This window comes from Streptomyces sp. NBC_01546 (assembly GCF_045208355.1).
Lineage (GTDB): Bacteria > Actinomycetota > Actinomycetes > Streptomycetales > Streptomycetaceae > Streptomyces.
The window spans coordinates 203,334-216,692 of record NZ_CP109380.1; the positions used below are offsets into that span (position 1 = coordinate 203,334).

General features: G+C 70.9%; 14 protein-coding genes. 11 read left to right on the plus strand and 3 right to left on the minus strand.

Annotated features, from left to right (window positions below):
- Positions 1-71 precede the first annotated feature (71 nt).
- The 3 genes from OHA89_RS39715 to OHA89_RS39725 all read left to right on the plus strand — a co-directional run bounded on the left by OHA89_RS39715 (position 72) and on the right by OHA89_RS39725 (position 2,604).
- Positions 72-1,634 carry an MFS transporter gene (locus OHA89_RS39715; protein ID WP_266616062.1) on the plus strand — a complete coding sequence of 521 codons (1,563 nt, stop codon included), beginning with the start codon at positions 72-74 and terminating at the stop codon, positions 1,632-1,634.
- 104 nt (positions 1,635-1,738) lie between these two features.
- Positions 1,739-1,921 carry a DUF5302 domain-containing protein gene (locus OHA89_RS39720; protein WP_215141663.1) on the plus strand — a complete coding sequence of 61 codons (183 nt, stop codon included), beginning with the start codon at positions 1,739-1,741 and terminating at the stop codon, positions 1,919-1,921.
- A 299-nt stretch (positions 1,922-2,220) separates the two neighbouring features.
- Entirely contained in the window at positions 2,221-2,604 is a 384-nt protein-coding gene (locus OHA89_RS39725; RefSeq protein ID WP_266616064.1) for an acyl-CoA carboxylase epsilon subunit, read from the plus strand.
- Between the two features lie 18 nt (positions 2,605-2,622).
- Here the strand turns inward: OHA89_RS39725 and OHA89_RS39730 are convergent, their stop codons facing one another.
- A complete protein-coding gene (locus OHA89_RS39730) occupies positions 2,623-3,378 on the minus strand; it encodes a helix-turn-helix domain-containing protein (RefSeq protein WP_266616065.1) in 756 nt (251 codons plus the stop codon).
- A gap of 224 nt (positions 3,379-3,602) precedes the next feature.
- On the opposite strand from OHA89_RS39730, the gene OHA89_RS39735 reads away from it, so the two are divergent.
- Positions 3,603-4,271, plus strand: a complete 669-nt coding sequence (locus OHA89_RS39735) for a DUF4097 family beta strand repeat-containing protein (protein WP_331761749.1) — start codon at positions 3,603-3,605, stop codon at positions 4,269-4,271.
- A gap of 35 nt (positions 4,272-4,306) precedes the next feature.
- Here OHA89_RS39735 and OHA89_RS39740 read toward each other — a convergent pair whose 3' ends face one another.
- Both OHA89_RS39740 and OHA89_RS39745 read right to left on the minus strand, forming a co-directional pair.
- Positions 4,307-6,658: an amino acid adenylation domain-containing protein gene (locus tag OHA89_RS39740; protein ID WP_331761750.1), complete on the minus strand. Its 2,352-nt coding sequence runs from the start codon at positions 6,656-6,658 to the stop codon at positions 4,307-4,309.
- Positions 6,655-6,981: an acyl carrier protein gene (locus tag OHA89_RS39745; protein ID WP_266616069.1), complete on the minus strand. Its 327-nt coding sequence runs from the start codon at positions 6,979-6,981 to the stop codon at positions 6,655-6,657. The genes OHA89_RS39740 and OHA89_RS39745 overlap by 4 nt, the downstream gene beginning before the upstream one ends.
- Positions 6,982-7,149: 168 nt before the next feature.
- Here OHA89_RS39745 and OHA89_RS39750 point away from each other — a divergent pair, with 168 nt between their 5' ends.
- The 7 genes from OHA89_RS39750 (at position 7,150) to OHA89_RS39780 (ending at position 13,335) form a co-directional block, all read left to right on the plus strand.
- Positions 7,150-7,911: a thioesterase II family protein gene (locus tag OHA89_RS39750; RefSeq protein ID WP_215143700.1), complete on the plus strand. Its 762-nt coding sequence runs from the start codon at positions 7,150-7,152 to the stop codon at positions 7,909-7,911.
- 125 nt (positions 7,912-8,036) lie between these two features.
- Positions 8,037-9,506 carry a methyltransferase gene (locus OHA89_RS39755; RefSeq protein WP_331761755.1) on the plus strand — a complete coding sequence of 490 codons (1,470 nt, stop codon included), beginning with the start codon at positions 8,037-8,039 and terminating at the stop codon, positions 9,504-9,506.
- 17 nt (positions 9,507-9,523) lie between these two features.
- A complete protein-coding gene (locus tag OHA89_RS39760) occupies positions 9,524-9,739 on the plus strand; it encodes an MbtH family protein (protein WP_257559774.1) in 216 nt (71 codons plus the stop codon).
- Positions 9,740-9,928: 189 nt separating this feature from the next.
- Positions 9,929-10,387: a winged helix-turn-helix domain-containing protein gene (locus OHA89_RS39765; protein ID WP_215143693.1), complete on the plus strand. Its 459-nt coding sequence runs from the start codon at positions 9,929-9,931 to the stop codon at positions 10,385-10,387.
- Positions 10,388-10,445: 58 nt separating this feature from the next.
- The gene (gene ccrA / locus OHA89_RS39770; RefSeq protein WP_266947313.1) at positions 10,446-11,699 is read left to right on the plus strand and encodes a crotonyl-CoA carboxylase/reductase; all 1,254 of its coding nucleotides are present in this window, start codon (positions 10,446-10,448) and stop codon (positions 11,697-11,699) included.
- Between the two features lie 245 nt (positions 11,700-11,944).
- Positions 11,945-13,129: a cytochrome P450 gene (locus OHA89_RS39775; protein WP_331761760.1), complete on the plus strand. Its 1,185-nt coding sequence runs from the start codon at positions 11,945-11,947 to the stop codon at positions 13,127-13,129.
- A 5-nt stretch (positions 13,130-13,134) separates the two neighbouring features.
- On the plus strand, positions 13,135-13,335 hold the full coding sequence (locus OHA89_RS39780; RefSeq protein ID WP_215143689.1) for a ferredoxin: 201 nt from the start codon (positions 13,135-13,137) through the stop codon (positions 13,333-13,335).
- Positions 13,336-13,359: the final 24 nt, after the last annotated feature.

A 13,359-nucleotide genomic window follows, 5' to 3' on the forward strand; every position in this document is an offset into this window, starting at 1 on the left:
CAGGCCCGGCCCCCGGGCCCTCCCCCCACCACGATTCGCCCTCCAAGACCCCGTTTCCAGGAGTTGATCACATGTCATCGTCCTCCTCGCCGGAGCCCGTGGCGGACACCACGGCCGTCGCTCCTCCCCCCACAGCCAGCTCCCGGCGCCGGTGGGTCGCGCTCGCCGTGGTCCTGCTCGCCGCCTTCCTCGACAACGTGGACTCGACGATCGTCACGGTGGCGCTGCCGGCCATCCAGCAGGACCTGCACGCCGAGTTCGCCACCGCCCAGTGGACGCTGGCCGGCTACGCGCTGGCCTTCGCCGTCTTCCTGATCACCGGCGGCCGGCTCGGCGACATCTTCGGCCGCAAGCGGCTGTTCATCACCGGCGTGGTCGGCTTCACCCTCGCCTCGACGGTGTGCGGGCTCGCCACCAGCCCGGGCATGCTCGTCGGCGGCCGCCTGCTGCAAGGGCTGACGGCGGCGCTGATGGTGCCCCAGGTGATGTCCGTCATCATGACGATGTTCGAGCAGAAGGAATGGGTCGTCGCCTTCTCCCTGATGGGAGCGGTCCTCGGGCTGGGCGGGGTCAGCGGCCCGCTGCTGGGCGGCGTACTGACCGACCTCGACCTCTTCGGCCTGGGCTGGCGCTCGATCTTCTTCGTGAACATCCCCTTCGGGATCCTCGCGGTCGCCCTGGCCGCCTGGACCATGCCCGAGAGCAAGTCGGACCAGTCACCCCGGCTGGACATCACGGGCGTCATCCTCGTCACGCTGGCCTCGCTCGGCCTGATGTACCCGCTGGTCCAGGGCCGTGAACAGGGCTGGCCGGGCTGGATGTTCGCGCTGGCCGCCGCCTCCGCGCTGCTCTTCGTCGCGTTCGGCGTCCAGCAGGGCCGCAGGCACCGCCGCGACGGATCCGCCCTGGTCCCGCCGACCCTGTTCGCCCACCGCTCGTTCCGGGTGGGCGTCGTCGTGGTCATGCTGGCCTTCTCCGGCATCACCTCGTTCTTCCTGGTGCTGACCTACCACATGCAGCTCGGCCTCGACTGGTCCGCGCTGCGCACCGCCCTGGTGACGGTGGCGTTCCCGGTCGGCATCATGGCGACCTTCCAGATCGCCTGGCGCAAGGGCACCGCCAACGGGCGCAAGTTCGTCGCGATCGGCACGTCCGTGATGACGCTCGGCACCCTCGCCATGATCCTCGCGGTGTCGAGCCAGGGCGCCGGCATCGGCTGGTACCACGTCGCGGGCGCCGAACTGATCGTGGGCCTCGGCATGGGCCTGTGCTCGCCGATCCTGACCAACGTGGTGCTCGGCGACATCCCGCCGCAGGACGCCGGAGCCGGCTCCGGCGTGGTCAACGCCGTCATCCAGTTCGGCACGGCCGCGGGCATCGCCATCGTCGGCGTCATCTTCTTCAGCCTCACGGGCAGCGAGGTCGCGGGCGCGGACCGGGCCGACCGCTTCAGCGACGCCACCTCCGTGACGCTCTGGTACAACGTCGCCGTCTTCACGCTCGTCGCCCTTCTCAGCCCGCTCCTGCCCGCCTCGAAGACCCCTCAGGCCGAGCCGGAGACGACGTCCACGGAGCCCGCCGCACAGACCGCGGCGCCCGCCGCGAAGGACCGGCTCCTCCTCGACTCCGCCTGACCCCGGAAATGGCGAATTCCATTGCCTCGAGCAGGGAATGCGGGGTCGAAATTCCAGTAATTCTGTGCCAGACTTTTTCTGTCGATTGATTGCAGGAGGTACGTATGACTGACAAGTCGTTCGACGGTGGCGTTGCAGAAGATGCCAAGGAGAAGTTCCGCGAGGCGCTGGAGCGCAAGTCCAACGCAACGCGCGCCCGCACGGCTCACGAAGAGGGCCGCATCAAGGTGAAGAACATGAGCGGTTCGGCCGGCCAGAAGCGGTATTTCCGCAGGAAGACTGGTTGATCAAACCCGACTCCACCCCCCATGGGTCGCCGCGGTCCATTCCACTGGAATGGACCGCGGCGGCTTTTTGCGTGCCCGCAATATCCACTCGAATCACGCTCGAATTCGACTCGAATTGTGCTTGGATGTCAGTGGAGAATTGAACCCGGAGCGATGCGTTCCGGCCATGATCGCAAGTGTTCGCGAGTCATTCCGTACGCATTCCCGTGCGTAACCCGAGGAGGGCTGTAGCGCCCGCGCCGATCCTGGAGTGTCCGGCACCAGGCGCTTCCCGGTGCGACCGTCGAAAGGGGCTCCCCATGATCATCGTCGAGGAACGTCCGCTGCTGACCGCCCCCGCGGTGGGCGTCACGCCCGCAGGGGAACACCCTGCCGACCAGCCGGCGCACACGGACTCCCCGGACCGCGCGGACTCTTCGGGTCTCACGGACCGTGCGGACCGCACGGAGCTTCCCGGGACGACCGCCGCCGAGGACACCTCGACGGCCCTCGCCATGGCCTCGATCCGGATCTCCCGGGGCAACCCCACCGCCGAGGAGACGGCCGCCCTGGCCGCCCTCCTCACGGCCCGCCTGCGCCTGCTCAACGAAGCCCGGCAGCCCGTGCCCTCCACCCCGCGCACCCGCAAACTCCCCACCCAGACCTGCCGGCCGTTCCGCGCACCGGGGGCCTGGGCTTCCTGACTTCCTCCAGCCGGCTGTCTATCCGGGGTCTGAGCCCGGCGTGGCAGCGCTGCCTGAGGTCGTCTCAGGTTTCGTGTGGAGGATCTCGCGGGCCTGCTCCGCGGCGCGGGTGATGCTCTCGGAGACGAAGTCGACGAAGCGGGCGATGTTCTCGAGGCGGGTGGCGGCCTGGGTGTCGGGGCCGAGGATGCCGACGCCCTGCCGTGCGGTCTCGGCGAGTTGGGTGGTGGAGCGTGCGCTGGCGATCATGGACTGGTACCAGACGTCGTCGTCGACGATGTAGCGCTCGCGGCGGCGTTCGTCGCGTTCCCGGCGGATGAGCCCCTGGCTTTCGAGGAACGCGATCGCTTTGGAGATGGACGCCGGGCTGACCTGGAGGCGCTGCGCGAGTTCGGACGCGGTGAGGCTGCCCGCGTCGGTGGTGTAGAGGGACACCAGCACCCGGGCCGTCATCTTGGGCAGGCCAGAGGCCATGAGCAGGGTGGTGAACGTCTCCTCGTACGCGCGCACGGCCTCGGGGTCGCGTCCGTGAGCCTGCACCGGAACCTGCTGCCCTCGGGGTGCGGTCTGCTTGCGCCGGTGGGCGCGGTGTTCGGTGGCGCGGTGGGCCAGATCGGCGCGGTAGCCGGCGGGGCCGCCGTTGCGCATGACCTCGCGCGTGATCGTCGAGGTCGGACGGTCCAGACGTCTGCCTATCTCCGCGTAGGCGAGCCCGTCGGCCACCCCCAGTGCGATCTGCTGACGTTCCTGCTGAGTGAGCCGGCCTCCCGGCATCGCGATCCCCCCTCGTGGTTGCCTGATGCCCCCAGCATAGCGTTCACTCCTACTCCAATGCAACGGTCGAGACGGCTCTCGTTGCGTTGAAATCGAAACTGTTGCAACGATACTTAGCCTCTGACCTGCATTAATACTAATGTTACGCAACGAGTGTGTTGCTCAAATAGTGAAAGCAACGTAGCGTTTTGGGCATCAGAAACAACGAGCCGAAGGACAGCATCATGCAGAAGTTCGCCACCCCCGCCCCGATCGCCACCGTCCTGGACATCCCCGCGGGACTCGTCCGGTTCATCGCCGCCGACCGGGCCGACACCACGGTCGAGGTCCGGCCGGCGAACGCCTCCAAGAGCCGTGACGTGAAGGCGGCGGAGCAGACCACGGTCGAGTACGTCGACGGCGTGCTGCGGATCGAGGCCGCTCCGGCGAAGAACCGGATCCTGGGCCACTCCGGTTCCGTCGAGGTGACGGTCCAGCTGCCCGCCGGTTCCCGCGTCGAGGCGAAGACGGCCGCCGCCGAACTCCGGGGCGTCGGACGGCTGGGCGACGTCACCCTCGAGGCCGCGCAGGGCTCGATCAAGCTCGACGAGACCGCGAGCGCCCGCCTCACCCTCCTCGCCGGCGACATCTCCGTCGGCCGCCTCGGCGGCCCCGCCGAGATCAGCACCGCACAGGGCGACATCCGGATCGCCGAGGCCGTGCGCGGCACGGTCGTGCTGCGCACCCAGGCCGGCGACGTGTCGGTCGGCGCCGCCCGCGGCGTCTCCGCCTCGCTGGACGCGGGCACCGGCCTCGGCCGGATCAGCAACGCGCTCAAGAACACCGACGGCGCCGCGGAGCTGAGCATCCACGCGACCACCGCCTACGGCGACATCACCGCCCGCAGCGTCTGAGCGGCTCCTGCGACCACGACCGCGACCGGCCCGGGCTACAGCCGGCGCAGGAGGGCGGCCCGGTCGACCTTGCCCTGCCTGGTCAGGGGCAGCTCGTCGAGCGCGATGATGCGCGCGGGGACCATGTACGACGGCAGGACGGTCCGCAGGGCGCGTACGACCTCGGCCTTCGAAAGCGGCTCGGCCGTCGGCACGTAGAAGGCGGCCAGCGACCGCCCGCCCCGCCCCGTGGGCGCCACCACCGACGCGGCCCGGACGCCCGGGCACTGGAGGAGGGCGCTCTGCACCTCGCCCAGTTCGATCCGGTAGCCGCGCACCTTGACCTGGTCGTCGAGGCGGCCCAGGAACTCCAGGTCGCCGCCCGCCAGCCAGCGGGCGCGGTCACCGGTGCGGTACATGCGCTCGCCGGGGCGTACGGCTCCCGGGTCGGGCAGGAACTTCGCGGCGGTGAGAGGGGCGGCCGCGGCGTAGCCCAGGGCGACGCACGTGCCGGCGATGTACAGATCGCCCTCCTTGCCCAGGGGGCAGGGCCGCAGCTCGCTGTCGAGCACGTAGTAGCGGGCGTTCTGCATCGGTTTGCCGTAGGGGATGCTCGGCCACGCGGGGTCGACGTCCCGCACCCGGTAGTCGTTGGACCAGACGGTGCACTCCGTGGCGCCGCCGAACGACACCACCTCGGCGTTCGGGAACGCGGCACGGATCTGGTCGGGGAGCGGCACCGGGATCCAGTCGCCGCTGAGCAGGGCCAGGCGGAGCGTGTCGCGCCCGGCGGGCTCGCGGGCCTGGACGAAGGGCATGACCATGGCCAGGGAGGCGGGCGCCGAGTCCCAGATGGTGATGGCCTCCCGTTCGAGCAGGTCCACCAGCGTGTCCGGCTCGGCGAGTTCAGCCGCCGACGCCAGCCGTACGGTCGCGCCGGCGGCGAGCACGCCGAACATGTCGTAGACCGAGAGGTCGAAGCAGAACGACGTGACGAACAGGAGCTTGTCGGCGGGCCCGACCCCGTAGGTGCGGTTCACCCAGTCGATGAGGTTCACCGCCGACCGGTGGGAGACGCAGACGCCCTTGGGCGTACCGGTCGAGCCCGACGTGAAGATGGTGTAGCAGACGTCGTCGGCCGTCGGGCCGGTGGTGAGGGGGTCGGCCGGCCGGAGGCCGACGTGATGGCCGGTCCACAGCGGCTCACGCGGCGGCGCCGCACGGTCGCGGGACACCGCCGCACGGCCGCGCGACGGCTCGACGCGGATGACGGCGTCGTAGCGCTCGGCCAGTTCGCCGGTGAACTCCCCGGCCCGGCGGCGGTGGACGTCCGCGCGGGCCACCCCGGGCAGCAGTTCGGGCAGCCGCTCGACGAAGCGGGGCGGCACCCGGAGGCCGGAGTGGGCGCCGAGCCCGGGGTCGACGAGGTCGGCGAGGACGATGACGCCGTCGTCGGCGAGCAGCCCCAGGAGCGAGTCGAGGACGCCCGTCAGGTGGTCGAGGTCCGGCAGGAACTGCACCGTACTGGCCAGCACGACGACGTCGAACGGACCGCTCACCCGCTCGGCGGCCTCGTGCGCGAAGCACACCACGCCTTCGACCTCGCCCCCGGCGCGGGCCCCGGTCTCCTGGCTCCTGGCCACGGATACCGGTGAGGGGTCGACGGCGACGTAGCGGGACGCCTGCGGTGCCAGGGCCTCGACGATCAGACCGGATCCGCACCCGATCTCCAGGACCGAGGGCCGCTCGGCGGACGTCGCGGCCCGGACGAACCGTGCCACGTGGTCCTGGTAGCCCCGCAGGTCATCCGCGGTGAAGGGCCGCTGCGAGCGGCGGGTGTTGAAGCCCGCGGCCTCGAGCGGGTCGGGGGAGCCGGACAGGTAGTCGAAGAGGTCCGCGACGGCCTCGCGCCGGAAGGTGGCCGACCAGGAGAACTCCTCGGGGATGCCGGGGCACAGCACGTGCCGGAGCGAGGGCACCTCCCACCGGAACTCCTGTACGGAGGGCAGGGACGCGCGGTCGGTCAGCACGGCCGCCACGTCGAGCTGGTCGAGCAGCCCGACCACCCGGGAGGCCGGCCACGCCGGGTCGAGCGGCACGTAGGAGGCGCCGGCCTTGAGCACCGCGAGCATGCCGACGAGGGCCGAGGCGTCGCGCTCGCCGTACACGCCGACGGCCGAGCCCCGGCCCAGTCCCAGCTCGCGCAGCAGCCGCGCCAGCCGGTTGGAGTGGCGGTCCAGTTCGCCGTGGGTGATGACCTGCTTGTCGGAGGTCACGATCGCCGGCCGGTCCGGGTGGCGACGGGCGGTCTCGGCGATCAGCACGGGGATCGTGGCGTCGTCGCGGAAGGGCCGCGCGGTCTCGTTCCACCTGCTCCAGGGGGCGTCCGTGACGGACAGGGCGCTCACCGGGCCGGTGCGGCCGGTGCGGCCGGCGCCCGAAGGCCCTCGTGGGCCGCCAGCGCGCCGGTCAGTTCGTTCACCGTCGGGTGGTTGAAGAAGAGCCGCAGGGCCAGGCGCACGCCGAGCTCCGCCCCGAGCGCGGCCATGATCTCGGCGACCAGCAGGGAGCTCCCGCCGGCCTCGAAGAAGTCCTCGTCGTCGCCGAAGTCCTCGTGCTCCAGCGCGTCGGCCCACTGGAGCCGCACCCGGGCGCGCAGCAGTTCGAGGTCCGGGCCGTCGTGGCCGATGTGGTCCGGGCTCGCCACCCCGACCGATCCGAAGTCGTTCACCGATCTCTCCCGCGTTCTCTCTCGGTGCTCTGGGGTCCGCGCTCACCCGGTCGAGGGCTCCGACCGGATGCCAGTCTCGCCGCGGTGGGCTGCCGTTGTCCGAGGATCTTTCAGAGGTCAGTCAGGGTTGGCGCCCGTGGGCCACGGCGACTGGTCATCCTCACGTGCATGGGAACTCACACGAAAAGCCGCTGGTTCGTCGGCGTCCCCCACGAAGGCCCCAAGGAGTGCGCGCTGTACGCCTTTCCGCACGCGGGCGCCGGCGTGACCACGGTGCGGCCGCTGTGCGTCGAGCTCTCCGACGCCTTCGACGCCTTCGCGGTACGACTCCCGGGCCGGGAGTCCCGGCTCGAGGAGCCGGCGGAGACCGCCATGCCCGAACTCGCCGACAAGCTCGCCGACGAACTGCTCCAGCACGCCGAGGGACGGCCGGTGGTGCTGTACGGGCACTGCGCCGGCTCGACGATCGCCTACGAGGTGGCACGGCGCCTGGGCCCCGCCCGGGTGCGGGCCCTGGTCGTCTCCTCGAACCCGGCCCCCGGCAGCGTCCGCCGCGAGCCCACGTTCGCGCTGCCGCGGCCGGACTTCCTCCGGCAGGTCGTGGCGGACGGGTACCTCCCGGCGCAGCTCCTCGGCAACGAGGAACTGCTCGACATCGTCGAGCCCGCCCTGCGCGCCGACTACGAACTCATCGAGACCCACGAGCTGGAGCTGTACGAGCGCGGCGGCGCCGAGCCCGTCGCGGTCCCGACGGTGGCCGTGTACGGCCACGACGACCACACCGTCGAACGCGCCCAGCTCGACGCGTGGTCGACGCTCACCACCGGGCCGTTCCGGCTCGTGTCGCTGCCGGGCGGCAACGACCTGCCGACCAGCCGCCCGGCGGACCTGGCGGCGGCCATCGGCGAGGCCGTGGCGGCCCTCGCCTGAGCACCGGCGCGGCGCCCGGCCGGGTCTGGCACACATCTGTCAGACGGCCCGATGACCCGGTGCTCCCCTTCCTAGGGTGGGCTCACGACCGAACCTGCGCACCATGACCGAAAGGGAACAGGAGCATGGCGCCCCTCACGAACGCGCGACAGCGCCCCACCAGCCGGTTCGAGGAGGCCGAGGCCGCGCTCCGCGCGCAGGAGGGCGTGGCGCAGGCGGCCGTGGTCTCCCGCGAGGACCGGCTAGGGGAGCGGCGCCTGGTGGCGTACGTCGTACCCGGGGTGCCGGACGCGGACGTGACCCGGCACGTGGAGAAGTGGCGTGCGGTCTACGACGAGATGTACGGCGACACCGCGGCGGACAACGGGATCGGCGAAGACTTCACCGGATGGAACAGTGCCTACACGCGCGAACCCATCCCCCTGCCGCAGATGCGCCAGTGGCGCGCGTCCGCGGTGGAGCGGGTGCGCGCTCTGGAGGCGCGCCGGGTGCTGGAGATCGGGGTGGGCTCCGGGCTGCTGCTCGGGCCGCTGGCACCGGAAACCGAGGCCTACTGGGCCACCGACTTCTCCGACGCGGTCATCGAACGGCTCGGCGCCCAGGTCGCCGCGGAGCCGCGGCTGAAGGACAGGGTGACACTGCGGTGCCAGCCCGCCGACTCCGCCGACGGACTGCCGGCGGAGTACTTCGACACGGTGCTCCTCAACTCGGTCGTGCAGTACTTCCCCGACGCCGCCTACCTCTCGGCCGTCCTGGACGTCGCGCTCCGGCGGCTCGCCCCGGGCGGCCGGATCCTCGTCGGCGACGTCCGCAACCACGGCACCCTGCGGGAGTTCCTGACGGCCGTCCACCACGCCCAGCGCCCCGGTGACGAGCCGTCCGCCGTGCGGGCGGCGGTCGCCCGCGCCGTGCTCCGCGAGACGGAACTCCACCTCGATCCGGGCTTCTTCACCGAGTGGGCCGACGCGCACGACGAGGTCGCGGCCGTGGACGTCCGGCTCAAGCCCGGACCGGACGGGAACGAACTCACCCGCCACCGCTACGAAGTCGTCCTGCACAAGCGGTCGAGCACGCCGACGCACCTTGCGGACGTCCCCGCCGTCACCTGGGGCTCGGACGTGCACCAGGTGTCCGGCCTGGAGGCCGAGCTGGCCCGGCACGGCGGCCGCCTGCGGCTGACCCGGATACCGAACGCCAGGCTGGTGAGCGAGGCGGCCGAATGCGGGGCCCCCGCCACGGCGGAAGGCACGCCCCTCGACCCGCACGCGCTGGAGACCTGGGGCCGGGAGCACGGCCGCGCCGTCCTGTGCACCTGGTCGGCCGAGGCGCCCGGCTGGTTCGAGGCGGTGATCGTGCCCGCGGACGGCAGGCACTGCTACGGCGGGGTGTACCGGCCCCTGGACACCCGGGCCAGGCCGCTCGCCAACGTGCCCGGGGCCTCCCGCCGGGCCTCGAGGCTGCCGGCGGTGCTGCGGCGGGAACTGGCGGCCGAACTGCCCGGCCACCTGGTGCCGGACGACATCGTGGTCATCGCCCACCTGCCGCGTACCGCCGACGGCACGGTAGACCGCGCCGCGCTCCCCGAACCGAACTGAAGGCAGCGGAGGAAGACATGGCAGTGAACCCGTTCGACGACGAGGACGGCGAGTTCTACGTGGTGGTCAACGACGAGGAGCAGCACGCGCTGTGGCCCACGTTCGCCGTCGTGCCCGACGGCTGGCGCGTCGTGGCCGGGCCGGCGGGGCGGGCGCGGAGCATCGCGTACGTCGAGGAGAACTGGACCGACCTGCGGCCGCGGAGCCTGCGCGAGGCGACGCCGGCGTCCTGACGCGGGCCTGTGCCCACGGACTCGACCGGGGCTCGTCCGTGCCGAGAGGTCCATGGGTTTCGGTGGTTCGGACCGGATGTACGTGGGTTGTACAGGGAGGACGTGCCCGTGGGCGTTCGAAATTCCGACGTCGTCTTCGTCCGTTGGCCGGCGCAGGCGGATCTGAGAACCCGCTGCCGGCAGGAGGGCATGCCGCGCCTGCTCGTCGTTGAGGCGGGCGCGCAGCCGCCGATCAGCAACGATCCGGTCGAGGACTGGGTACGCCCCCCGGTGTCCCGGGACGACCTCGAAGCCCGGGTCACCGTCCTGCAGAGCCGTTTCGACAGCAACCGGGTACCGACGATCGACTCGACCGGGACCCTGAGCTTCGGCCATCACTCCATCACCGTCTCCACCACGCAGACGGAGTTGATGCGCCTGCTCGTCGACCGCTTCGGCGACGTCGTGCACCGCTCCGAGTTCGTGCAGCGCTTCGCCCTGCAGACGCTGACGCTGAACAGGAACGCGCTCGACCTGCACATCATGCGGCTGCGCCGCCGGCTCCTGCCCATCGAACTGTCCATCCGGACCGTGTGGGGGCGGGGCTACATGCTGGAGAACGCGGTGTCCGCCGAGGCCGTCCCGGCGGCGAACGCCTCCGGTGTCTGACCGTGCCGCACCCCACAGAGCGCAGGGACCAACCGACCACTCGACACCGGAGATTACCTTGAACTCCTCGACGACCAGCACCCTCTACGAGGTGGGCGACCTGCCCCCGCTCGGGACCGTCCCCCGTTCCATGTACGCGTCGGTCATCCGCCCGGAACGGTACGGGGCCCCGGCTACGGCCTTCCGGACGGAGGTCGTCGAGACGCCCGAGGTGCCGCCCGGGTTCGTCCTCGTCGCGGTCATGGCCGCCGGCATCAACTACAACAACGTCTGGGCGGCCAAGGGGCATCCCGTCGACGTCGTGGCGGCACGTCAGCGGCAGGGCAGCCCGGAGCCCTTCCACGTCGGCGGATCGGATGCCTCCGGAATCGTCTGGAAGGTGGGAGAGGGCGTACGGCAGGTCAAGGTGGGCGACGAGGTCATCGTCTCGGCCGGCCTGTGGGACGAGCACGATCCCGATGTCCGGCTCGGCGTCGATCCCATGTTCGCGGCATCGCTGAAGGCGTGGGGCTACGAATCGAACTGGGGCTCGTTCGCCCAGTTCGCCCTGGTGGCCGACTTCCAGTGTCTGCCCCGGCCCACCAGGCTGAGCTGGGCGGAATCCGCGGGATTCCTGCTGACCGGTGCGACGGCGTACCGGCAGCTCAACGGCTGGGCGCCCAACACGGTGCAGCCCGGTGACGGAGTCCTCATCTGGGGCGGTTCCGGCGGCCTCGGCTCCATGGCCATCTCCCTGACCCGGCAGATGGGAGGCAGGCCCATCGCCGTCGTGTCCTCGCCGGAGAAGGCCAAGTACTGCCTCGACCTGGGTGCGGCGGGCGTCATCGACCGGACCAAGTTCAGCCACTGGGGACGCGTGCCCGAGGCCGGCACCGAGGAGCACAAGCGGTGGACCGCCGACCTGCGGGCCTTCGGGCGGGAGATCTGGGACATCCTCGGTGAGAAGGCCTCTCCCAAGATCGTTTTCGAGCATCCCGGCAGCGACACCATCCCCACGTCGGTCTACGTGTGCGGCACGGGCGGGATGATCGTGATCTGCGGGGCCACGTCCGGCTTCAACGTGGACGTCGACCTCAGGTACCTGTGGATGAGGCAGAAGCGGCTCCAGGGATCCCATTTCGCCAATCCGCGCGAGTGCCTCGCCGTGACCCGCCTCGTCGACATGGGCCTCCTCGACCCGCACCTGGGGCACACGTACGCCTTCGAGGAGATCGGCCGGGCCCATCAGGACCTGCTGGAGGGCGTGCAGGCACCGGGCAACTCGGCCGTACTGGTCGGTGCGACGAACAATCCCGGTCTCGGGGACCGCTGAGCCGTCGCAGAAATCCTCGGGAAGCACTCGAGGAGCAGTTGTGCCGCAATCGCGAGAAAGCTGCACACTGCATGAATGGACAGATCGAGATCCGGGTTGTCTGGCATCATCGAGTCACGCCAATCCGCGGGGGTTTTTCCCGAAGTCAACGGGAATTCGTTTCCGCGGCCGGGCGTGACCGCATGTCCTCCGAGCGGGGTTCCGCCTGGGCCGGCCGAACAGGCCCTTACAACCACGGAGTCGACTTGACCAGGACCGATCTGCAGCCGGTGGCGTTCCCCACCGAGCGCACCTGCCCCTTCAGCCCTCCCCCGAAGCTGACCGAGCTGCGGGACGAGCACCCGGTGAGCAGACTGGCCTACCCCGACGGCACCGACGGCTGGCTGGTCACCGGGTACGCCGCCGCGCGTGCCGTCCTGAACGACCCCCGGTTCAGCTCACGCGGAGAACACCGCCGGATGGCGGTGGGGGAGGGCGCCCCGGGGCCGACGAGGCCGGGCGTCTTCATCTTCATGGACCCCCCGGAGCACAGCCGGTTCCGGAAGCTGTTCACCGGTGAATTCACCGTACGGCGGACCAGGAACCTGGAACCGAAGGTGGAGCGGATCACCGCGGACCGGATAGCCGCGATGCGGGATATCGGACCGCCGGTGGATCTCGTGCGCGAATTCGCCCTGCCGATTCCCTCACTGGTGATATGCGAGCTGCTGGGTGTTCCGTACGAGGACCACGCGTTCTTCCAGCGGCATTCGGAAACCATGCTCGACTACGACCGCTCGATGGACGAGGTCGTGGAAGCATTTCAATTGATGGCGGAATTCCTGACCCGGCTGGTCCGCCTCAAGCGCGAGCGGCCGCAGGACGACCTGCTGAGCAGGGTCGCCGCGTCCGACCTCATGGACGAGGAAGCCGCGGGCTCGGCGATGCTCGTCCTCACGGCGGGCCACGAGACCACCGCGAAGATGCTGGGACTCGGCACGTACCTGCTGCTCTCCCGGCCGGAGCAACTGGCGCTGCTGCGCAAGGACCCGTCCCTGATCGACGGCGCGGTCGAGGAGATGCTGCGCTACCTGAGCATCGTCCAGTTCGGCATCATCCGCGGAGCCACGCAGGACGTCGAGCTGGAGGGCCGGCGGATCCGGGCGGGCGAGGTCGTGACCGTGGCCCTGTCCGCGGCCAACCGCGACGGCGACGCCTTCCAGGACCCGGACGCGCTCGACCTGACCCGCAGCGCCGGCCGGCACCTCGGCTTCGGCTACGGCGTGCACCAGTGCGTGGGACAGCAGCTCGCCCGGGTCGAAATGCGGGTGGCCTTCGGCCAGTTGATCCGCGAGTTCCCCGGCCTGCACCTGGCCGCCGCGCCCGACGAGATCGAGACGACCCACCTGTCGTCGATGTACGGCGTGCGGCGCCTGCCCGTCGGCTGGTGACGGCGATGAGGGTCGACGTCGACACGGACAAGTGCTGCGGCGCGGGCATGTGCGCGCTGACCGAGCCCCTGGTGTTCGACCAGAGCCGGGAGGACGGGACGGTCGTGCTGCTCAGCGCGCATCCGCCCGAGGAACTGTGGGACAGCGTCGAGGAGTGCGTGCGGGTGTGCCCCTCGCAGGCGATCAGCCTCGACGAGACCGCGTAGGGACCGGGTGGCCGGCAGCGGCCG

Bases quoted from the DNA above. Each gene is read 5' to 3' on its own strand.
- OHA89_RS39715 (WP_266616062.1), top strand. From the start codon at position 72: ATGTCATCGTCCTCCTCGCCGGAGCCCGTGGCGGACACCACGGCCGTC.
- OHA89_RS39720 (WP_215141663.1), top strand. From the start codon at position 1,739: ATGACTGACAAGTCGTTCGACGGTGGCGTTGCAGAAGATGCCAAGGAG.
- OHA89_RS39725 (WP_266616064.1), top strand. From the start codon at position 2,221: ATGATCATCGTCGAGGAACGTCCGCTGCTGACCGCCCCCGCGGTGGGC.
- OHA89_RS39730 (WP_266616065.1), bottom strand. From the start codon at position 3,378: ATGCCGGGAGGCCGGCTCACTCAGCAGGAACGTCAGCAGATCGCACTG.
- OHA89_RS39735 (WP_331761749.1), top strand. From the start codon at position 3,603: ATGCAGAAGTTCGCCACCCCCGCCCCGATCGCCACCGTCCTGGACATC.
- OHA89_RS39750 (WP_215143700.1), top strand. From the start codon at position 7,150: ATGGGAACTCACACGAAAAGCCGCTGGTTCGTCGGCGTCCCCCACGAA.
- OHA89_RS39755 (WP_331761755.1), top strand. From the start codon at position 8,037: ATGGCGCCCCTCACGAACGCGCGACAGCGCCCCACCAGCCGGTTCGAG.
- OHA89_RS39760 (WP_257559774.1), top strand. From the start codon at position 9,524: ATGGCAGTGAACCCGTTCGACGACGAGGACGGCGAGTTCTACGTGGTG.
- OHA89_RS39765 (WP_215143693.1), top strand. From the start codon at position 9,929: ATGCCGCGCCTGCTCGTCGTTGAGGCGGGCGCGCAGCCGCCGATCAGC.
- OHA89_RS39780 (WP_215143689.1), top strand. From the start codon at position 13,135: ATGAGGGTCGACGTCGACACGGACAAGTGCTGCGGCGCGGGCATGTGC.